The organism is Chlamydia pecorum E58, assembly GCF_000204135.1.
Taxonomy (GTDB): Bacteria; Chlamydiota; Chlamydiia; order Chlamydiales; family Chlamydiaceae; genus Chlamydia; species Chlamydia pecorum.
The window spans coordinates 176,851-195,746 of record NC_015408.1 but is presented as its reverse complement, the minus strand read 5'-3'; the positions used below and the strand labels follow the sequence as shown (position 1 = coordinate 195,746).

Here is an 18,896-nt window from a genome sequence, read left to right as displayed (position 1 = left end):
TTTTGATGGGTTTTTTCATTTAAAATTAAAAAATGATGGTTTTTGTTAGATAATTCCTGTGGCAATACAAAATTACTACATTCATTTTACTCGTAATGTGACTTCGGCTTTATCTGGTGGTCAACTAGATGCGCAAGATTTAGCTAGTGCAGTTTTCCTATTTCAAGAATTAGATCAGAAGGTATGGACGCTCAAGCGTACGTTAGGTTGGATTGAGGATATCGAACCTAGGTATTTTGCTCAGGTGGAAGAACCTGTGCATGTGTATGAAGCGTCTCAAGAGGCTTCTCCAGTACAGAAGCTTCCAGAAAGTAAAATAGAGCTTCCCGAGTTGTCCTATACGGATACAGAGCTTCAAGAAGTTATAAACAAGCCTGATCTTGCCTCAGCAAAAGTTTTTATCCAGGGTTTAGAAGCTGCCTTGGAAGCTTGGTTAACACCGTATGCTGAGGGGGGCATTGCAGATCCTACAGCTGCTGAGAACGAAATTGTTACAAGATATCAAAACCAGTTAGCAACTTTAAAAACAGCATTTAATGGAACACCTACAGATGCGAATTACACAGCTCTCTATGCGCTGCCAGCAAGCTTTATCCAAGAGATAGAGGAATTAGAGGCTCCTAATGCTCCTCCTAAGAGTCAGATTGCTGTGTTTTGGCAGGATATGATGGTGGTATATTCCTCTATGGCTGCGGTAGCGTATCCTGCTGCAGATTACTTAAATGCAGAGATATCAAATTTGTATTTAAATATTTCTGCTGCTCAGCGTGTTCAGGAGCTTTTACGACAGTTCGCAAGCGTATTGAAAGACTTCCTACTTCCTCGATGGGATGATGCAAGCCAGCCCATTGCTCATGGTACAGAATATAATTCTCGCCAAGCAGCAATGATTCAGAGTTATTTAACTTTGGGGGGAGTGTTCCGTATGCTTACAGAAAATCTTCCTCAGGGGTTAGATACCAGTTATCCTGACGAGCTAAGAAACGCCATTTTGAGCTTTTTCACTGGGTTAAGAGGAACAGAGATTCGCACTTCAGGAAGTACTACTCCGGCTTTGGGATTGGGGGAATTTCTAGGAATCCAATATGTATATCAAAAGTGTGCTTCGCTTTACGGGGAGGAGTCTACAGCACAAACAGAAGCAAGCTATAAAGCAGCGATACGACAGGAAAAGACGTACTGGGATGCTAGAGGGAACGACGGTTTTAAAGTAACGGGATCTTTTGATGCTTTTGCTAATAATTTACAGTACCCGAATACTACCTCTAGTGCGACTTTGTCTATTTTTCAAGATAATACCGTGAGTAATTTTAATCCGCGGTTTTTCCAGTTAGTTTTAGATTTGATTGCGGATAAATCTACTCTTATGACGAGGACTTCCTACCAAACTATAGCAGATGCTGCAAACGCGGCTATTACAGCTATAGATGGACTTATTGGAACTTGGAACCAGCAGATATTGGCAAAGCAGACACAAAGGTCTTCATTAGATCCTTCTCAGTTGAAATATTTTGAGTCTATGAATGCGAATAAGGAGACATTTGTGACAACCTCTCCTTTACAAAGCGTATATACTTCATTGATGTTGGATAAGTTTCTCCCTGCGCAACAACAAGTCATACGTTCTTTGGGAGATCAGATGACCTTTTCCAATAAGACGGCAAGATATCTGAATCAAATTATTCAGATGATCACGAGCTTTCATAATGCGGATACCTACTATTCCCTATCGATATATTTAAAACAGATGAACTTGCAGTCGTTAACAGATGCTGTGGGGAAAGCCAAATCTGTATTGGCTAATGAAATTACTCGCTGTGGAACTGATATTACTCGCTGTAAGCAAGCAAAAATAGAAATCGATAAGATTATTCCTGTGGTTAAGGCAGATACGGAAATGTCTTCTTCGCAAATTCGCGAGTTGGTGGGGGTATTAACTTCTTATAAGTCGCAGTTTAATGACCTTATTCGCCATTTATCTGAGTTATATGTCTTACTTAAGGGGATGGCAATTACAGCTGTGGACAATCCTGACGAGACGATCCAAGCGTTTACAGTGAGTGTACATAATCAGCCAGAGAATAGCTGGGTGAAGCAGCTGGCGACTTTTGAGAGTTTTGTGATTGAAGGTGGGCAAAACGGTGTAGTCCCTGGAGGAGAAAAGCAGCTTTTACAGTCTTTAGAATCTAGTGAGCAAGATTATACCACATTCAACCAGAACCAGCAGTTAGCGTTGCAGTTGGAAATGTCTGCTATGCAACAGGAGTGGACAATTGTAAGCACCGCTTTAGCGTTGTTAAACCAAATGTTTGCAAAGATCGCACGAAGAATAAAATCTTAATTTAGGGAAGGATTCTATGATAAATAAAATACAACACGAGCAGTATTGTCATGGGCTTGGGGAACAACAGTCTTCCTTAAATATGAGAGAGTCTTCAACAGCTTTAGCTCTGGAGTTTGTAGATGCTCATGAGCTTGCTCAGCATCTGCAGGAATTTAAAGATCTCCTGAAGAAAGTACAAAAGCTCGGTTTAGGGGAAGAGTTTGTTTCTTCTATGAATCGTAGTGCGTTACATGCTGGGGTGGAGCTTGCCATGTTTCAAGCTGTGATCAATGAGCAAAACAATAGAGAGATCCGCAAGAACAATGACAAGGTGTTCCAGAAAAACCTAAAAAAAGTTTCTCCTCAAGCTTTAACTACAGCTCCAGAGATGAATCCTGTGGAAGGGTCTGTTGTGAACAAAATGCCCTTTCAATCAGCCTTTGCTTACATTTTGCTGGATAAATACATCCCCTCTCAGGAAGCTGCATTGTACGCTTTAGGTCAGGAGTTGAACCTTGCAGGATATGCTCAGACAACCTTTAGTCCGCTTCTTGAGATTGTTAAGAATTTTAACTCTGCGCCGATAAATTATAACTTAGGATCTTACATTTCTCAAACGAATGACACTGCGAATTTTAAGTATGGCTATGAAATGGTGCTTTCGCGATACGATGAGGAAAGAGCTTCGTTAAGGAATGATATTAAAAGTACGGAGCAAGCCAAAGCTCTTTTAGCGAAGATCAAAACAAATGTATCTATGCATTCAAGTTTGACAGAAGCACAAAAAACACAACTTACAGAAATCGCGGATAATTATTTAAATTCTTTAGATCTTATAGAGGAACAATTAAAAAGCTTAATGCTGAACTTAAATTCGATCATTTTTACTCGAGGTGTTGATGATTTTTCGCCTTCATATAAAGTTGTCGGTGCAGATTTTTCTATTCTTGGGTTACAGAATACCGAAAGAGTCGTTGTGGATGGAGATATTAATATAGAAACCGCAACAACTTCAGGAGGATTATTAAACTTCTTTAATACGCTCCTTGCGGATGTGCAAAATTACGGTGATTTAGCACAAACCCAGCAGATGATGTTAGACCTTCAGCTAAAAGCAATGCTGCAACAGTGGAGCTTGGTTTCTTCGTCTCTAAGGCTTTTAGATGGTGTATATAGAACGTTAATTTCTGGAGTTAAATCTTAAAATTGGAAACCTGACATTACACTAATAGCTCTTTGATAGCCCCAGCGACTCTCTACATTATAAAAGAAGTTATCAGAGATGCAACAGGTCGCGCCACAGTAGAAGTTCGTTTTATCAAAGTTTGTAATATCACGAACTTGAAACTTGAAATTTGTAAATTGTTCTTCAAGTTTTTTAAAGCTATCCTTGGGAGCTTTACGTGTAGAATTCCCTATAGAAATCCCTAGGTATGGAAGAATATAGTCGTTTAGGTAAGTCGTAAGACCAAAGTGCGCCGACCATTCTTTATAGTTCAGGCTACCATCTGTGGAATCAAAATACACCTCAGGATTTGTCTTGTTGTACACTACAATATAGTTCACAGGGGCAGATGCTTGGCGGTAGGAGACCCCAGCTCCAATAAAAGAAACCCCATCTTTCCATAAGACTTTATCAAGAGAAAGGTCCCAAATAAACCCATAGTTGGATTGTAGTTCAATAATACCGTCTGTCACTTCAGATTCTGCATTAAGAGGTGATGAAGTGAAATCACGATACGCATTCAAGGGAAGACGGTAGTGTTGTTTGATCCCTCCGATTCTGACAGTGAAGGAGATATCAAGAAGAGGAATCATAGCAGGAGAATGCTCTTGCAAAGAGACGCTTGCAAATGCAGAGCTAGAATGCGTTGAAGCATTCATTACATCAAAGTTATAAGTTTTTGTTGTGGAAATGATCGTGGGCTGTGTTCCTACTCCTATAGTTGTTACGGAGGTAATTACAGGAACATCTGTGACATGGGCACTTTCCGAGTAGATGAAGTCTCCACAAAACCCAACTTTTAAGCTGCCTGAAAGGGCTGTAAAGAGATCCTTGCTATCACAAAGATGGAACATACACCATCCGTGTTGCCCAGAATTAATCCCAGGAAGTACGGGGAAAGCTGGATTTCCTGCAGGCATAGCATATAGAGAAGAGGTTGAAGTCCCTAGTAGGGCAAAAACGCAAAGTGTGACTAAGCGAAGGGATTTTAGCAGCTTGCTATTCATGTGCTCAGTGGCCTTATGTGCTGTGGGTGATAAAGCCTTATTTAACAGATGGTAAAAAATTGTACAAATAGAAAACAACACAAGAGAAAAAGGCACAAAAGATACCCAAAGGGCTAGAGATACTCTTCTTTTGTGCTTCTTTGTAACAGCATAGCTATGCCTTCTTGGAGATCAAGGTTTTCATAAAGGACACGATAGATCCCCGTAGTGATGGGCATTTCAATATGATGATGCTGAGCGATCTGATGAGCAGAGAGCGCTGTATAGGCACCTTCCACCACCATGCCGATCTTTTCCTTTGCTTGCTCTAAGGTATACCCTTCAGCGATAAGCTTCCCGAATTGTAAGTTTCTACTGAACTCCGAAAAGCATGTTACACAAAGATCTCCAAGTCCTGCTAAGCCATTTAAGGTTTCGGGACGACATCCCATAATGCTAGCAAGTTTGCGCATTTCATGGAGACCTCGAGTGACAAGACCCGCCTTAGCGTTGTTGCCAAAATGGAACCCTTCTGAGATTCCACAAGCGATTGCGATGATATTTTTTAAGGCGCCTCCCAAAGCTACTCCTTTAACGTCGGTATTAGGATAGACGCGAAATGTCGGTGTTGCAAATGCTTGATGGATATGCTTGAGAGTTTCTGGATCATAGGCGCTAATCACGACAGAACATGGGCAATTTTTCAGGACTTCTTTCGCTATAGAAGGGCCGCTAAGGTAACCAAGATATTGCTTTGCAGAATTCCCAAAGACTTCAAGCATAATTTCGCTGAGCAAGAGTCCTGTGTTTTGCTCGATTCCCTTAGAAGTAATGACAAAAGGCACGGATAAAGGGGAAATCTGCTTCAGTTGTTTCGCAATAGGACGAATTCCTGCAGAAGATACTCCCTCAATGATCATTGAGGCCCCTTCTAGAGTTTCTGCAAGGTCTGTAGAGAAGGTAAGGTTTGGAGAAATTGGGATTTCAGGAGCTCGTGGATGTCGTTGCTTTTGCTGGAGCTCCGCAATAAGCTGGGGATTTCGAGACCATCCTTGCACACGAAAACCTTTTTTTGCCAGCAGCGTTGCCAAACAGAATCCCCAGATTCCCATGCCTAAGTAGGCGATTTTTTCTGTCATGAGGCCTCAAAAAACGGTTCCTCGAAAAAGGCTTTATTTTCCCAGTGTAAGGAAGTAGAAGTTAAAGGATAATAAAAATCTGCTTCTAATTCAAATGTTGTATTTGGAGAGAGCTGTTTCCCTGTAACCTCATGGAAGAGCTGACGCTCTCTTGCAGAGAGGGCTTGTCTTACAGTATCTAAACTATGATTTCCTTCGAGATTTTTTAATGGCGCAAAGCATTCTTGCCGTGGGTAGACAAGAGTACGACATTGCTCGCTGTAGCAGAATAAATCGAAAATAAACTCTTCAAATTTCCAAGCATTTTTTTCCGTGGATGAGATTTGGCCAAGTTGCTTTGCATATTTGCGTGCTTTGTATAAAGGTAGAGTTTTATGTGCCGCTTTACGGATGAAATCCATAGATAGGCAATACAACCCTATGTTTGCCAAACCGTACTCTAGCTTGCCGTTAGGATGCATAGAGAACCTTTCATCTTGGGGGATCTCAGAATATTCAATAACAGAAGTTTTCCCAGAATCTTCTGATTCCACGAGGATCCCAACATCTTCGATGGCAGTTTGTCTTAGTGTTGCTTTGATCGTGACTTCGTTATTTTCCATCGCGTGAAATCCACAGAGCTCCACATCAAAAGGAAGAGCCAGAGGGTTATCTATGGGGATCACGCTGACCATTTCGATGCCGATATTATGCCATTTTTCCCAGATCCCCGAGGTGAGAAGGAGTGTCGCTAAGCACCCATTTCCATTTGGGCCTAAAGCTAATGTGGATTCATCTTCGAGAAATAATTCTCCAGAGAGGTTAAGTAAGGGCCATAATGGCTGACAGAAAAAATCGACGTGATTTGGATCTAAAGAGAAATAGGCATTTGACTCAAAATAGGAGCGGGTTTGTCTGTTATTTAGGGGAGAGGTCATAAAAGCTAAGGGTAAAGTCTGCCCAGCAAGTTTACTTGCTGCACAGACCTTTTCAGCAACAAGTTGAAAGAGCGGCTTTTTTTTAATTGGCGATACAGGAAATAACCCCTTAGGGCCGTCACATTTAAGGCGAGAGCCCTGTCCCCCTGCGAGCACGACACAAGCCACTTTTTTTTCTTTAAGAAGAGAGGTGCCTGTTTTTGTTCTTTCGGGATCTTCCCCCGAGGAAGCGAAAGAAGATACAGGACGGAAATTTTTAGGAAGAGGAGTTGGAGAAGAAAGAAGCTGTTGTTGTTGTTGGAAAAGTTGAATATCAAGAGAAGAAAGCTGGGAATACAAACGGTATTGCTGCTTTGGGGAGAGTGTGGGCCAAAAGCATAAAAGATGTTCTTGCTTTATAGCTCTGAGTTTTTCTGCTAGCGAGGGCATATCCATAGCAGATAAGGAATATGCAGAATTGGTCATTATGGGGCCTTGCGTTCCTATCTCTTAGTTTTAGAATATCTGTTGTTTTTGATCTTTTCGATGATTTTTCTACGGTTGATTATGTTCGAGAGTCGGATGGTGTTTTTTAACAGAAATTGCATAGACTCACTGTGTCGTTTATAAAGAGAATCTTGTAATGTTTTCAAGTGTTCTAAAAGAGAATCATAATTAAGAACGTTTTCTCTTGAGAGAAAACGCTCTTGACGTAGTTTCCCCAATAGGGAAACTCTCTCTTCGAGAATTTCGAGTTGCTTAGCTAAATAAGCTACCTGTTGTGCATAGGTATGAATGTTGTTCAAGGAACGGAAAATTTGTACTTTTAATATCAAAGATAAGCTTTCAAGGCGACGGTTCATGAATGAAGTAACGTTTCCAACTGTTTTATGGTCGTATCAAAGTTACAGTAATTTGTAAGAGGTTGAGAAAGAAACGCTTGAATGCTTGGGATTAGCTTCATAGCTTCATCAAGGTCTTTATCTTGTCCTGGAGTATACGCTCCTAGGCGGATAATATCTAAGGCTTCATTGTATACCTTAAGTAAAGAACGGAGTTTTTCTGCTGCAGCATAGTGATGTGGAAGAGAGAGAGATTGCGCGGATCGTGAGAGGCTAGATAAGATATCTATGGGGGGAGAGGTAAAAGCATGTCCTTGGTTGGAGAGGAAAAAGTGCCCATCCAAAAGGGACTTTAAATAATCTGTAAATACATCGGGGTGATCGGGATAGTGCAAAATTGCCAAGAGTGCTGTGATGGAGCCCTGATCGCTATTTCCTGAGCGCTCTGTGAACTCAGAAACATGATGGAATACCGAAGCAGCATAGTGGTGAGAAGAGAGAGTCTCTCCGCGAGCAAGGGCAACTTCTTGTAGAGCCGAGATCCAACGGGAAAGCGAGTCCATAATAAATAGTACATCGTGGCCTTGCTCGCGAAAAAATTCTGCAATGGTCATGGCTACACGACCCGCTATAATCTTTATAGGAGCAGTTTCGTGTGCGGGGGCTGTAACAATCACGGTTTGATGTTTTTTTAGAGCTTCTTTATGGCGCTCTATGTATTCACGAACTTCCCTTCCACGCTCTCCAATTAATGCTATCACATTGATTGTGGATTTCGATCCTAAGGCAATAGAAGAGAGAAGAGAAGATTTTCCGCTCCCAGGTTCTGAGAAGACGCCAATGCGTTGTCCCTTTCCTAGGGTTAAACAGGCATCTATCGCCTTAATTCCTGTCGGGAAGACTTCATGGATCGGTTTCCTCGTCATAGGGGGAGGGGGTGGGGAAATCAGCGGCTTACGGTGGGTTTTTGGTAGGTCTTTTTGGTTGTCGATAGGGTTCCCTAAGCCATCCAAAACTCTGCCTAGAAGGTGATCTGAAAGATGCAAAGAGGGGGGACGACGCAAGGGGAGAACTTCTGTTCCTAAGGCAACTCCATACAAGGGAGATAGCGACATGAGCAGGGTTGTCTGGTTGTGGAAGCCGATGACCTCTGCAAGAAGTTCTGAAGATTGTGTTGAAGAGATTTTGCATAGTTCTCCGAGGCATGCAGATAACCCGTGTGCTTCTAGGAGATTCCCAGACACTCGAGATAGCAAGCCGCACGCGCGGTAGGGCTGCCAATGATGGAGATGTATTTTCTCTTTGTTTAGGTAAGTCATGTGGTCAAAACAGAAAGCAGGTGGTCGAGTTCTTCTCCAATATCTTGCCTTAAGATCCCTTCGGGAGTTTCTATTTTATAGCTTGCTTTTTTACATGTTGTGTCAGGAAGAAACTCTGCATGTTTGATCAGCGGGAGGTCATGGCAGGACATCCAGGCATGAAGGTGTTTAAGGTCCTCAGGATGCAAGAAAATCTTCAGTGGAGATAGAGAACGAACAGAGGAGAATCTCTTGAGAGCTGCAGAGAGCAGCAAGGAAAGCTCTTGAGGTTGTTCTAGTTTTTTATAGAGAAACTTTTCGCAGGTGAGTAAGGCGAGCTCAAGGAGGTCGGGCTTGAGCTTTTGGGTGACCTTTTCTAGTTCTGCCAGCATATGAATAGAGAGCTTTCTAAAGAGTTGGATTAAAGAGAGGAGTTCCTGAGAGGCCGTATCCTGAGAAGGAAGTTCTTGTCCAAGGGAATCTAGAGAAGCTTCCCATTCTAAGATTAAAGAGGAATCTTCAGGACAAGTATCGGGAAAAGAACCAGGGGGTTGTGGAGTCATCCCATCTACCTAATTCTAAAGTTTATATTTCAGTACTTGATGTTGTATCTCTATAGGAAGTTTATTTAAGAGCTCTTCAGCTTTCCCTGGATCTAAAAATGAAAGAATTAACGCAATCTTTTGTGGAGGCTCTTTTTGCACGATCTCTACCAGTTTTGCGATATTTATTCCTCGTTTTATTTTTTGAGGTTCATCCATGCGATCATATGCTTGCCAGGCAAGATACAAACTCGCAAGAGCAACAATGCTTAAGCTTGAAAGGAGAATGAGCCCTGTAATTACATATCTGGAGATATCCCGACGGTTCCTGAGTTTCCCTGTAAAGGGGAGCTGCTCTTTGAGAATTGTATGACTGGTGCCATAATTTTGGTAGAGGTATTGTGTGGCATGGTTCCAAAGTTTTGTCGCATGTTCCTTGGAGAGCTTTTCTAGGAACGTTTTATTTACTGTAAGTTGCAGCGTAGGCTTCTCTTTTTTCGGGAGACAAGAGAGGGAAAAGTGTTCCTTAGGGAAAATTTTGGAGAGGTATTTTTCTAAGGAAAACAGAAGAAGAAAATTTGTATCTATAAGTTCAGGAGTGTAGAAATTCCCTTCATTATCGGAGAGGGTGATGTCTTCATGACGTAGACCTGGGAAGCTACTGCAAAGATAATCCGCAATGGAAAACAGTAGCATAGGAGTAAGGTATTGATCTTTATGTAGTGTAAGGATAACGGAAAGTTTCAAAGGGTGGGAAACTTCAGAGTCGGAAGGTAATGCTAAAGCGACTTTTGCTGAGGCTATGGGATGAAAAATCGTTAGGTCTTTTTCGAGTTGTTCTTTTTTTGCGAGTGTTTCGCAGAGCTTGAGGTTGCCAGCTTGGGAAATTTTAAGCCAGGCTCCTGATTTCTCAAGTTTAGGTGTTGGGGCTTCTGGAGAGGAGGAAGTTTTCCCAAATCCCCAGAGGCAAATGAGAGCTCCTGCTAACAAGCACATACCTAAGGGAGAAATCCCTAATGCTGAGATTTTTTTTCGCAAGATTTGGGGAAACACTGGCGGCCTGATAAAAAGTAAACAAAAGCTATTTGGTCATCATTTATTCCTCTCTATCAGAAAGTAAGAATTATTGACAAATGTTCTACAGCGAAGGTCCATCTATATTCTGGGGGTGCTGAGCGAAGGTTAAAGAGTCTTCGCAGACTTTAATTTGCAATTCCGGATAGACATAGGTACGCAGTAGCTGCCCTATAGAATTCAATGTTGTCCCTATGGAAGAGGGACAGCCAGAACAGTTCCCAGAATAGGCAATAGTGACGATATTGTTCTCTAGAGTTTTTATAGAAACTGCCCCTCCATCTAGGGCTATGTAAGGACTAATCTTTTCTTCCGTTATGGTTCTTAGCACAGCAATTTTGTTTTCTATAGACATGGCTTCCCAAGTGTGCTTGTCATAAGGATTGGCATCTTCCATCTCAGGAAACTCTGGAGTTTCCCGTAGGGGAAGAGATCCGTCTTCTAGGGGAATATTAAGACACTGTTCTATAGTAGTATCTAGGGCATCTATGATGAAATGGTACAGAGGGAGGCTGTCTTCTGGGAACGCAGGCTTCGTAGGATCAGAACGCAAAAGCTCATCTATATCGTCTATGGTGATTTTATAGGCTTGTGCATAACTTTTCCCTATCACAAGGCTACAAGTAACTTCAGCGAGAGGAATGAGGTAGGGACTACCAAAGCATTGGAATTTTGCATCCAGGATTTTCCCATGATTCTTATCGACAAGCCAATAAAACGTAATGCTATTTCCTATAAGTTTATGCCCCTGTTTCCCAATGGCAAGATACGCATCTTTGACGGCAGCATCTTCTTCTGTAAATTTGCCTGCACAGTAGGGCTTAAGAAGTTTTTTTATGACTTTGCTTGAAAATGTGGCCCAAGAGGCATTAGGTTGAAAGGGGATTGTCATAGAGCATGTGTAGTTAATGGGGTTAAAAATTGGATGCCTTCACCTAAGGCTTGGGAAAGAGAGGCAAACTGGTCCTCGTGATTTCTTTCGGTTAAAGAAAAGTGTAAGGCGCTGTGACAAAGGAAAGGGGAGATTCCACAGTTTTGTAAGACTTGTGAGAGGGGCTGAAAGCGCTCATGCCCAAGCCCTGGATAGATTTCTTGTTGATGTAGGAAAAATGCTAAACTTTCCGCGGGGACTTCAGGGAAAGCTGCAACAAGAATATTTGGAAGGCTGTGTTCCCCATGGGAAAAAAGGATGTTTAAATTAGGACATACGCTTTGTAGATGTGCAAGGAGACTTTTCTTGAGTTTCTTAGTATGAAGAGCAAACAAGGGCAGAGCAGAAGCTCGTTCCTTACAAGCTATTTGCATTGCCGCTACTGTGCCGAGATGGAGGGTCCCAGAAGGCATAGGAGGAAACCATGAAGAGAAGATCCTCTCTAGAGGCTTTTGAAGAAATATCCCTCCAATATGGCCAATCCCTCCTAAAGCAGCAGAAGAAAATGTAAGAATATCTGCTTCAAAGAGCTCTGAAGGGAGCGGTGCTCTTCCTAAAATATCTGAAATATCTAGGTGTAGGAGGATCTTTCGTTCCTTGCATATGCGTAATACAAGCTCTATAGGTTGGATGATGCCTGTAAGTCCATGTGCTGCAGACATGGAAAAGAGTAAGGTCTTTGGGGTCAGAGTTTCTATGAGTTGTTCTTCAGAAATTCTCCCTTCTGAAGTTGTTGTTACCCAGTCATAGGTGGCTCCTAAGCCGTGCCGTCGACATAATGCATCTATAAAGAACTGCTGGTCATGAGAAGGGAGAATCAGATGGTTTCTTCCTTGAAAGTGGGTATGATTTTCTAAAAGTGCCGCGACAAGAATTCTAGTAATGTGAGGATAATGAGGAATAAAATGAAAAATCTCAGGAAGATGCGGGCTGATAGATTTACGGATGGATTCTTCAGCTTCTTTTAAAAACCGTAATGCAGAAAAGGGAGCTAAAGAAAACGGATCAGAATATAAAGCATGAGCTTCTTTTACCTCTTGAGAAGGAGGAATTGCGAGTTGGTTGTTTAACCAAACGGTTCTAGAAGTTTGTCGAATTTGTGGCCGGTCCATGAATACACTATAGGTTTTCCTGTGGGAAGCTCTAAAGAGAGTACCTCTTCTTCACTTAATTTTTCTATATCCATAATCAAAGATCTTAAGGAGTTCCCATGAGCTGATATAAAAACATTTTTAGAATTGTGTAGCTGTGGGAGAATAGTTTGTGTGAAATAGGGAAGAACGCGCTGTTTGGTGTCATAGAGGCTTTCTCCTTGGGGAGGGGCGACTTTATAACTACGTCGCCACAACTTCACCTGTTCCTCACCAAATTGTTCCGCAGTTTCTTGTTTATTTTTCCCTTGAAGTTCTCCATACATCCTTTCATTTAAGGCTGAAGATGAAACAACAGGGATCATCATTTGCTCCTCTGTGGTGCTATAGATCTTCCCCATTTTGCAATGCTCAGGATCCTCATGGATAAGGTAGGGGATTTTTTGAGAGGAGTGACGAGACATTGCTAGAAGCGCCGTCATTAAGCTTCGCACTAATGTGGAGGTATAAATGCAATCTATAGGGAGATCCTTAAGTGCTTCTCCAGCGGAAAAAGCCTCTTCGATTCCTTGGGCACTCAGAGGAACATCTACCCATCCCGTAAATAAATTTCTTGCGTTCCATACAGATTGGCCATGGCGAAGTAAAATGAGTAAAGTCATAGGATCCTAAGAGAGTTGAGGTTTAGAGACCAAGCATAGAAAGAACAGAACTTTTGTCTAGAAGAATTTTATAAAAAAAAGTTTTTAAAAGAAAGAAAGCTAGACCTCTATTTCTTTTCTCAGGCACAATAGTTCCTTTAACTTGAGAATTTTATGACAAAAGTGCGCTTAAATAAGTTTTTATCTGCTGCTGGCATTGCCTCTCGTAGGAAATGTGATGAAATTATTTTCGCTGGAGAGGTTACAATAAATGGACGTGTAGCTCAGGGGCCTTTTGTTCAGGTTGATGACCAACATGATCGGGTTTTAGTGCGAGGGAAACCTATTGCAAGCACGAAAAAGGTCTATTTTATGGTGCATAAGCCTTTGGGTTTTGTTTGCACCTCTGAGAGGAAGTTCCCGGGAACCAAGCTTGTGATTGATTTGTTCTCCCATCTTCCCTATCGGGTGTTTACTGTGGGACGCTTGGATAAGGAAACCTCGGGATTGATTTTAGTTACGAATGATGGGGATTTTGCAAATAAAATTATACATCCTTCTTATGGGATTACCAAAGAGTATTTACTAAAAGTTAATCGCGACGTAATAGAAAAAGATTTGAACTCCTTGATGCAGGGCACGATGATTGATGGGAAGCGTGTTCGTCCTGTGGCTGTATCTAAAGTTCGTAGAGGAACGATAAAGATTGTTGTCAATGAAGGGAAAAAACACGAAATCCGTTTGTTTGCAGAGGCTGCGGGGTTACAGATTTTAGAACTGAAGCGGATTCGTATTGGGAGCCTTGTTTTAGGTGGGTTGCGTTATGGGGAATATCGTGAGCTCACTGATGCTGAAATCCTGACCTATCATACACTTTAACTAAAACATCTCTAGCTATGGGAAACGTAATCTTTGTAGTGGTTTTTGGTGTGCTGTGTGGGGCCCTATTAGGATCTTATCTGCAGTTGTATTACGCTATAAGCAATGTTTCTCTCGCATGGAAAGTCCTTGCTAACCATGCTCTTGCAAAACGTCAGGCTTTGGTTTCCTTAGCACAGCTGTTACAACAAGATGCTAGTAAGATAGAGAAGGAAATAGCTTTTTTGTCAGAGCATAGTAGCATTCCCTGGAGGAAATTTCTTCGTAATGGCTATACGATTCTTTTTGCTTTTCGAGAGATGGAAGAGTCTTTGCCGCAATTTCTAGCAGAATTGTTAGACTCTCTAGATTCTTGTGAAAATCAACGGCAAGCGTTGCTATGGATAGAGAATTTCTGGGCTAGAGAGAATCTTTTTTCATTTGAAATAGCGGCATATGAACAAGCCGTAGAGAAGTACTTAAAGTTGCGACGTCAAGGGTCTTTATGGTGTGCGCAACACCTCTTTCGTTTCCTAGATCTTCCTGAAATCCGTTTGAGTCGCTAACATATCTGCAATGTGAACACGTAAGATCTGTATGATCTGAGTAGTGAGTTTCTCTAGAAGCCCCCCCACATCCACCTCTTCTCCTAGTATGGCTTGTAGTGATATGGCAGGCTGATCAATAGCGTCTAGAATTTCTTTTGGGGTGTTGACATTGATCCCGATTCCTAAGGCCACTCCTAAATGCCTTTGAGACGGGAGGGTTTCACAGAGCACTCCACAGAGCTTTTTATTGTGAACGAGAACGTCGTTAGGCCATTTTATAGATGCTTTTATGTGGAGTTCTTGGGTGAGCATTAGGACAGCTTCTGTTCCTAAACGAAAGAGCTGCGAGAGATCAAGATCTTGAACTTTAAGGAAAAAACAAAATGTTGCCAGGAGATCTTTAGGGGAGCTCTTCCAAGATTTCCCAAATTTTCCTTTTCCTGCGGTCTGGTGTTTTGTCGTAACTACAGTAAGTGCATAAGGATCCCATAGGTGCATGAGTCTTTTTGCTTCTGTATTTGTAGAAGGAGTTTTTGCTACTTCGTAATAAATAACTTTCATATCCTAGACTTAAGACGTACTGTTAGAATCATTATGAGACACTACAACTATCTTCGCCATGTGAATTTATGGTTGTTTGCCATCATGTTTTCTTTAATGGCTTTGAGTATTGTCGTGATCTCTTCTATGGATTCCCTATCTACATTAGAGTCTCCATCCAAGTTTCCCTTGTCAGCAAAAAGCCTCATGCAGTTGAAACACTTTACTCTGGGCTGGATCGTCTTTGTTATATGCATGCATATGGATTACCATAAATTGCAGAAGTGGGCATGGCTACTCTACCTTCTCATGTTGCTAAGTTTAGTAGGGCTGTTCTTTGTCCCAGCAGTGCAGCATGTGCATAGATGGTATCGGATCCCCCTCATACGCCTTAGTGTACAGCCTTCAGAATATGCTAAGCTCGTGGTTGTGATTATGCTAAGCTATGCCTTAGATGCTCGTAAAGCACAGATCTCCTCAAAAACTACAGCGTTCGTTGCATGTATCATCGTCGCTGTTCCTTTCTTCTTGATTTTGAAAGAGCCAGATCTAGGAACCGCATTAGTATTGTGCCCTGTTGCTTTGGCAATCCTTTACTTAGGAAACATCTACCCGCCTTTTGTAAGATTTTGTGCGATAATTGCAGGATGTGGTGTGTTATGTTCTCTGCTGATTTTCTCTGGGATCATCTCGCATGAAAAGATCCGTCCCTATGCTTTGAAGGTAATCAAAGAATACCAATATGACCGCCTGAGCCCCGCTAACCACCATCAAAGAGCCTCATTGATTTCCATAGGGTTGGGAGGATTAAAAGGACGCGGATGGAAGTCCGGAGAGTTTGCAGGGAGAGGATGGCTTCCCTATAGTTATACGGATTCCGTATTTCCAGCTCTGGGGGAGGAGTTTGGCCTATGGGGACTTGCCGTAGTGCTCCTGCTTTTCTACTCTTTGATTTGCTTTGGTTGCCGCACCGTAGCTGTAGCTGTGGATGACTTCGGGAAACTCCTTGCAGGAGGCATTACGGTGTATCTTTCCATGCATATATTAATAAATATCAGTATGATGTGTGGACTGCTGCCTATCACGGGAGTTCCTCTGGTCTTAATTTCTTACGGAGGCTCCTCTGTGATCTCCTCTATGGCTTCTTTGGGGATTCTACAAAGTATTTATAGCCGAAGGTTTATCCGTTACTAACCTATTTTAGTAAACGCAAAGCATTCATCCCGACAATCACCGTACTGCCCTCATGAAGAATCACCGCAAGCCATAGAGGGATGATTCCAAAAGAGGCAGGCCAAGATACTAGTAAGATAATTGCCAGAGCTAAACTTAAATTCTGAGAAACGATTTTTTTTGTTTGCCGAGCTTTTTTTAGCACCCATGGTAGGGAAGCTAAAGAGTCATGCAAAAGCACAACGTCCGCAGCTTCTATAGCTGTAGCACTTCCTGCTTCTCCCATAGCGACTCCTACCGTAGCCTGAGCTAGCGCAGGAGCGTCATTAATCCCATCTCCTACCATCAAAATATGCCGCCGCTTCGCTAACTCACGAACTTTATTTAACTTTGCTTCTGGAGAGAGGTTTGCAAATACCTCAGAAATTCCAACGATCTTGGCGATATTTTCTGCGCTGACTTTATGATCTCCTGTAAGTATGCTTACGGGATAGCCTAATCTCTTTAGTTCCGAAATAATCTCCGAAGCATGAGGGCGAGGCTCATCTTTAAAGTAAAATAATGCACAACACGAACCTAAATATGCTAGGGAGCAAATTTCCCCGCGAAGTTTAGCTCGGAATATGCGCTGTTTGAGATCCTCAGCATAGACCCTAGGAATGGTTCGTAGAGCTGTTTCTGTTTTCCCTACGAAAGCTTCCTGATCTTGGAAGAAACCTCGGACCCCTTCCCCAGGGACTGTAAGATAGCGATCTGCAGCACGCGGAGTGATGCGCTGTGCAGCAAGGTATTTCACAATTGCTTGAGCTATAGGGTGCGATGAAGATTGCTCTAAAGCTAAAATCGAAGGGAAAAATTCAGGGGTTTTTTCTCCAAAGATATCACAGCGGATACAGGTGAGCGTGCCAGTAGTTAGTGTCCCTGTTTTATCCATCACTATGGAGTTACACGATACTAGGCGATCAAGAATCACACCGCCTTTTAACAACACACCATGCTTCGCACAAGCATTTATGGCACTTAAATATGCAATGGGGATGGCAATGATAAGAGCACAAGGGGATGCTGCAATGAGAAAGGCTAACGCGCGATAAAAAGCGCTATTTGGGCCTAAAAAGGGGATAGAAGAAAATAATGGCACAAAAATGGCAATGGCACTGGCAATAGCGAAAATGGCAATGGCGTAGGCAGAGGAGTATTTGTCTAAGCGTTGTTGCAAGGCAGGCTTAGAGTTTTGCGCTTGGATGACTAAATTAATAATATGTGCAATTGTGGAGTCCGCACCGATACGTAAAACCCTAAGGTCAAAGCTCCCCTCAAGATTATGCGCTCCAGCAGGAATGATCGAACCTATCTGGCATGACTTGGGGACCTTTTCTCCCGTAAGGTGCATAAGATTTACAGATGAGGAACCATGGATGATCTCTCCATCTAAAGGGACGACTTCTCCACTTTTGATTCGGAGAATATCTCCTACACAGATTTTATCTATTGGCTTTTGCTGAAGATGACCATTTTCTAACAGTACCCATCCTGTTGTGGGGGCAAGCTGCTTTAATGATGCTAAAGAGCTCTTTGCTTTCCCTGAAACCATCTGCCCTAAAGCTTCAGAAATTGCAAACAACACCAGAAGCAAGGCTCCTTCTAAAGCTCCACCAATAAAGATAGAGCCAAATGCTGCTGACGTCATCAAAATGTCAATATTTATAGTTTTATGATAGATGTTTTCCAAAGACTTAATCAATGCAGGCGTACCAGCAAAAAAGAACGTCAACACAGTAAATAAATGCGAGACATTCTCAGCGTGAAACCAATAGCATAATAACGCAACCATGTAAGTTACTAAGGATACATAGGAAGATTTTAAAGTAAGATTGCGGCTAAGTTTACGACTTTCAGCAGAAAGCATAGGGCTCGTATCTTCTGACATCCCAGATTCAAAAAAATTTGTTAAAATTTTGGCAGAAAACGGTGTCGAGAATATTCGAGAAAACACGATAACCTCCTGTCTATAAAAACTTTATAAAAGAACAGATAATGCTGATAGCTGTAAGGAAGATCCCCGCACTCCATACAGAATCTACGATTGCACTATTCTCTAAAATTTTTGCTTTAAAAATAGAAAGCACAACAATGAGGAGAGTAGAGAAGAACCCTGCGAGGGAATAGCTAGCACATAGTGTAAAGGGCAGAAAGAGCATGAGGCCTAAAAGGTTCCCTAACATGCGTACACCTCCTTGGGTTAGAGGGTGTGGGAAAGCTTCTTTGCAGATATGGAGCTCTTCACGGATCATGATGTCTAACAGTAGGGTGGTATCTGAGCAAACATACTCTATCATATCCTCAAGGAGAGGCCCTTTAAACCCTTGGTTTGAAAAGATCACGCGAAGCTCTTCCTTCTCCTGATCAAAGTGGCGTTCTATCTCCTCTTTTTCCTGAAACATAGAGCGATGAGAAAGCTCCATATAGGACCAAGCTTCCTTCGCTTTGAATGCCCCTTGATAAAAGGCCCAGCCTATTCCTAGTGAGATGAGGAGTTTGGTTTGAAAGCTATGAGCTAAAGGGGTAAGGAAAAATAAGGTGCGGATGAAAAATAAAAATACTCCAGAGGATAGAGCATCTCCTGCTAAGTGGTAAAAAAGCCCCTTAGAGGTGGTATAGGGCTCTCCCTTACATACGCCATGTTTATCTCTAACCATGCGAACATGTTGTTCTGGTGTACGGGAATAAAAGTGATTTTGAGACGTCATCGTTGAAAATATCCCTGAAATAAAAACTTTACTCTTATT

Annotated in this window: 18 protein-coding genes; 5 read left to right on the top strand and 13 right to left on the bottom strand. The window is 42.1% G+C overall.

Features of this window, described 5'->3' with window-relative positions; genetic code table 11:
* Nucleotides 1–58: 58 nt before the first annotated feature.
* Together G5S_RS00860 and G5S_RS00855 are read left to right on the top strand one after the other, a co-directional pair.
* Nucleotides 59–2,341, top strand: coding sequence for a CT620/CT621 family type III secretion system effector (locus tag G5S_RS00860; protein ID WP_013712285.1), 2,283 nt, complete (start codon nucleotides 59–61; stop codon nucleotides 2,339–2,341).
* Nucleotides 2,342–2,357: 16 nt separating this feature from the next.
* The gene (locus G5S_RS00855) at nucleotides 2,358–3,527 is read left to right on the top strand and encodes a CT620/CT621 family type III secretion system effector (protein WP_013712284.1); all 1,170 of its coding nucleotides are present in this window, start codon (nucleotides 2,358–2,360) and stop codon (nucleotides 3,525–3,527) included.
* On the opposite strand, the gene G5S_RS00850 is transcribed toward G5S_RS00855, so the two are convergent.
* The 10 genes from G5S_RS00850 to G5S_RS00805 form a co-directional block, all read right to left on the bottom strand.
* Entirely contained in the window at nucleotides 3,524–4,555 is a 1,032-nt protein-coding gene (locus G5S_RS00850) for an outer membrane protein (protein ID WP_021757546.1), read from the bottom strand. The genes G5S_RS00855 and G5S_RS00850 overlap by 4 nt on opposite strands.
* A gap of 113 nt (nucleotides 4,556–4,668) precedes the next feature.
* Complete coding sequence (locus tag G5S_RS00845; protein ID WP_013712282.1) at nucleotides 4,669–5,673, bottom strand: NAD(P)H-dependent glycerol-3-phosphate dehydrogenase; 1,005 nt, start codon at nucleotides 5,671–5,673, stop codon at nucleotides 4,669–4,671.
* Nucleotides 5,670–7,055 (bottom strand): UTP--glucose-1-phosphate uridylyltransferase, encoded by a 1,386-nt coding sequence (locus G5S_RS00840; RefSeq protein WP_021757544.1) that lies wholly within the window; start codon nucleotides 7,053–7,055, stop codon nucleotides 5,670–5,672. Before G5S_RS00840 ends, G5S_RS00845 begins: the two co-directional genes overlap by 4 nt.
* Nucleotides 7,056–7,072: 17 nt before the next feature.
* The gene (locus tag G5S_RS00835) at nucleotides 7,073–7,432 is read right to left on the bottom strand and encodes a hypothetical protein (protein ID WP_021757543.1); all 360 of its coding nucleotides are present in this window, start codon (nucleotides 7,430–7,432) and stop codon (nucleotides 7,073–7,075) included.
* The gene (locus G5S_RS00830; RefSeq protein ID WP_013712280.1) at nucleotides 7,429–8,730 is read right to left on the bottom strand and encodes a FliI/YscN family ATPase; all 1,302 of its coding nucleotides are present in this window, start codon (nucleotides 8,728–8,730) and stop codon (nucleotides 7,429–7,431) included. The genes G5S_RS00835 and G5S_RS00830 overlap by 4 nt, the downstream gene beginning before the upstream one ends.
* Complete coding sequence (locus tag G5S_RS00825; protein WP_013712279.1) at nucleotides 8,727–9,272, bottom strand: FliH/SctL family protein; 546 nt, start codon at nucleotides 9,270–9,272, stop codon at nucleotides 8,727–8,729. Before G5S_RS00825 ends, G5S_RS00830 begins: the two co-directional genes overlap by 4 nt.
* A 15-nt stretch (nucleotides 9,273–9,287) precedes the next feature.
* Nucleotides 9,288–10,304: a type III secretion system protein gene (locus tag G5S_RS00820; RefSeq protein WP_041466997.1), complete on the bottom strand. Its 1,017-nt coding sequence runs from the start codon at nucleotides 10,302–10,304 to the stop codon at nucleotides 9,288–9,290.
* Nucleotides 10,305–10,389: 85 nt separating this feature from the next.
* Nucleotides 10,390–11,217 carry a NifU family protein gene (locus G5S_RS00815; RefSeq protein WP_013712277.1) on the bottom strand — a complete coding sequence of 276 codons (828 nt, stop codon included), beginning with the start codon at nucleotides 11,215–11,217 and terminating at the stop codon, nucleotides 10,390–10,392.
* Entirely contained in the window at nucleotides 11,214–12,368 is a 1,155-nt protein-coding gene (locus tag G5S_RS00810; RefSeq protein ID WP_013712276.1) for an aminotransferase class V-fold PLP-dependent enzyme, read from the bottom strand. Before G5S_RS00810 ends, G5S_RS00815 begins: the two co-directional genes overlap by 4 nt.
* Nucleotides 12,323–13,009, bottom strand: a complete 687-nt coding sequence (locus G5S_RS00805) for a 2,3-bisphosphoglycerate-dependent phosphoglycerate mutase (RefSeq protein WP_013712275.1) — start codon at nucleotides 13,007–13,009, stop codon at nucleotides 12,323–12,325. Before G5S_RS00805 ends, G5S_RS00810 begins: the two co-directional genes overlap by 46 nt.
* 153 nt (nucleotides 13,010–13,162) lie before the next feature.
* On the opposite strand from G5S_RS00805, the gene G5S_RS00800 reads away from it, so the two are divergent.
* The gene (locus G5S_RS00800; protein WP_013712273.1) at nucleotides 13,163–13,867 is read left to right on the top strand and encodes a pseudouridine synthase; all 705 of its coding nucleotides are present in this window, start codon (nucleotides 13,163–13,165) and stop codon (nucleotides 13,865–13,867) included.
* Nucleotides 13,868–13,884: 17 nt separating this feature from the next.
* Nucleotides 13,885–14,412: a hypothetical protein gene (locus G5S_RS00795; RefSeq protein WP_013712272.1), complete on the top strand. Its 528-nt coding sequence runs from the start codon at nucleotides 13,885–13,887 to the stop codon at nucleotides 14,410–14,412.
* Here the strand turns inward: G5S_RS00795 and G5S_RS00790 are convergent.
* Nucleotides 14,380–14,955 carry a biotin--[acetyl-CoA-carboxylase] ligase gene (locus G5S_RS00790; RefSeq protein ID WP_013712271.1) on the bottom strand — a complete coding sequence of 192 codons (576 nt, stop codon included), beginning with the start codon at nucleotides 14,953–14,955 and terminating at the stop codon, nucleotides 14,380–14,382. The genes G5S_RS00795 and G5S_RS00790 overlap by 33 nt on opposite strands.
* A gap of 33 nt (nucleotides 14,956–14,988) precedes the next feature.
* Here G5S_RS00790 and G5S_RS00785 point away from each other — a divergent pair, with 33 nt between their 5' ends.
* Nucleotides 14,989–16,128, top strand: coding sequence for an FtsW/RodA/SpoVE family cell cycle protein (locus tag G5S_RS00785; protein ID WP_013712270.1), 1,140 nt, complete (start codon nucleotides 14,989–14,991; stop codon nucleotides 16,126–16,128).
* 1 nt (nucleotide 16,129) lies between these two features.
* On the opposite strand, the gene G5S_RS00780 is transcribed toward G5S_RS00785, so the two are convergent.
* Nucleotides 16,130–18,103, bottom strand: coding sequence for a cation-translocating P-type ATPase (locus tag G5S_RS00780; RefSeq protein ID WP_021757537.1), 1,974 nt, complete (start codon nucleotides 18,101–18,103; stop codon nucleotides 16,130–16,132).
* Nucleotides 18,104–18,116: 13 nt separating this feature from the next.
* Entirely contained in the window at nucleotides 18,117–18,857 is a 741-nt protein-coding gene (locus tag G5S_RS00775; protein WP_013712268.1) for a VIT1/CCC1 transporter family protein, read from the bottom strand.
* Nucleotides 18,858–18,896: the final 39 nt, after the last annotated feature.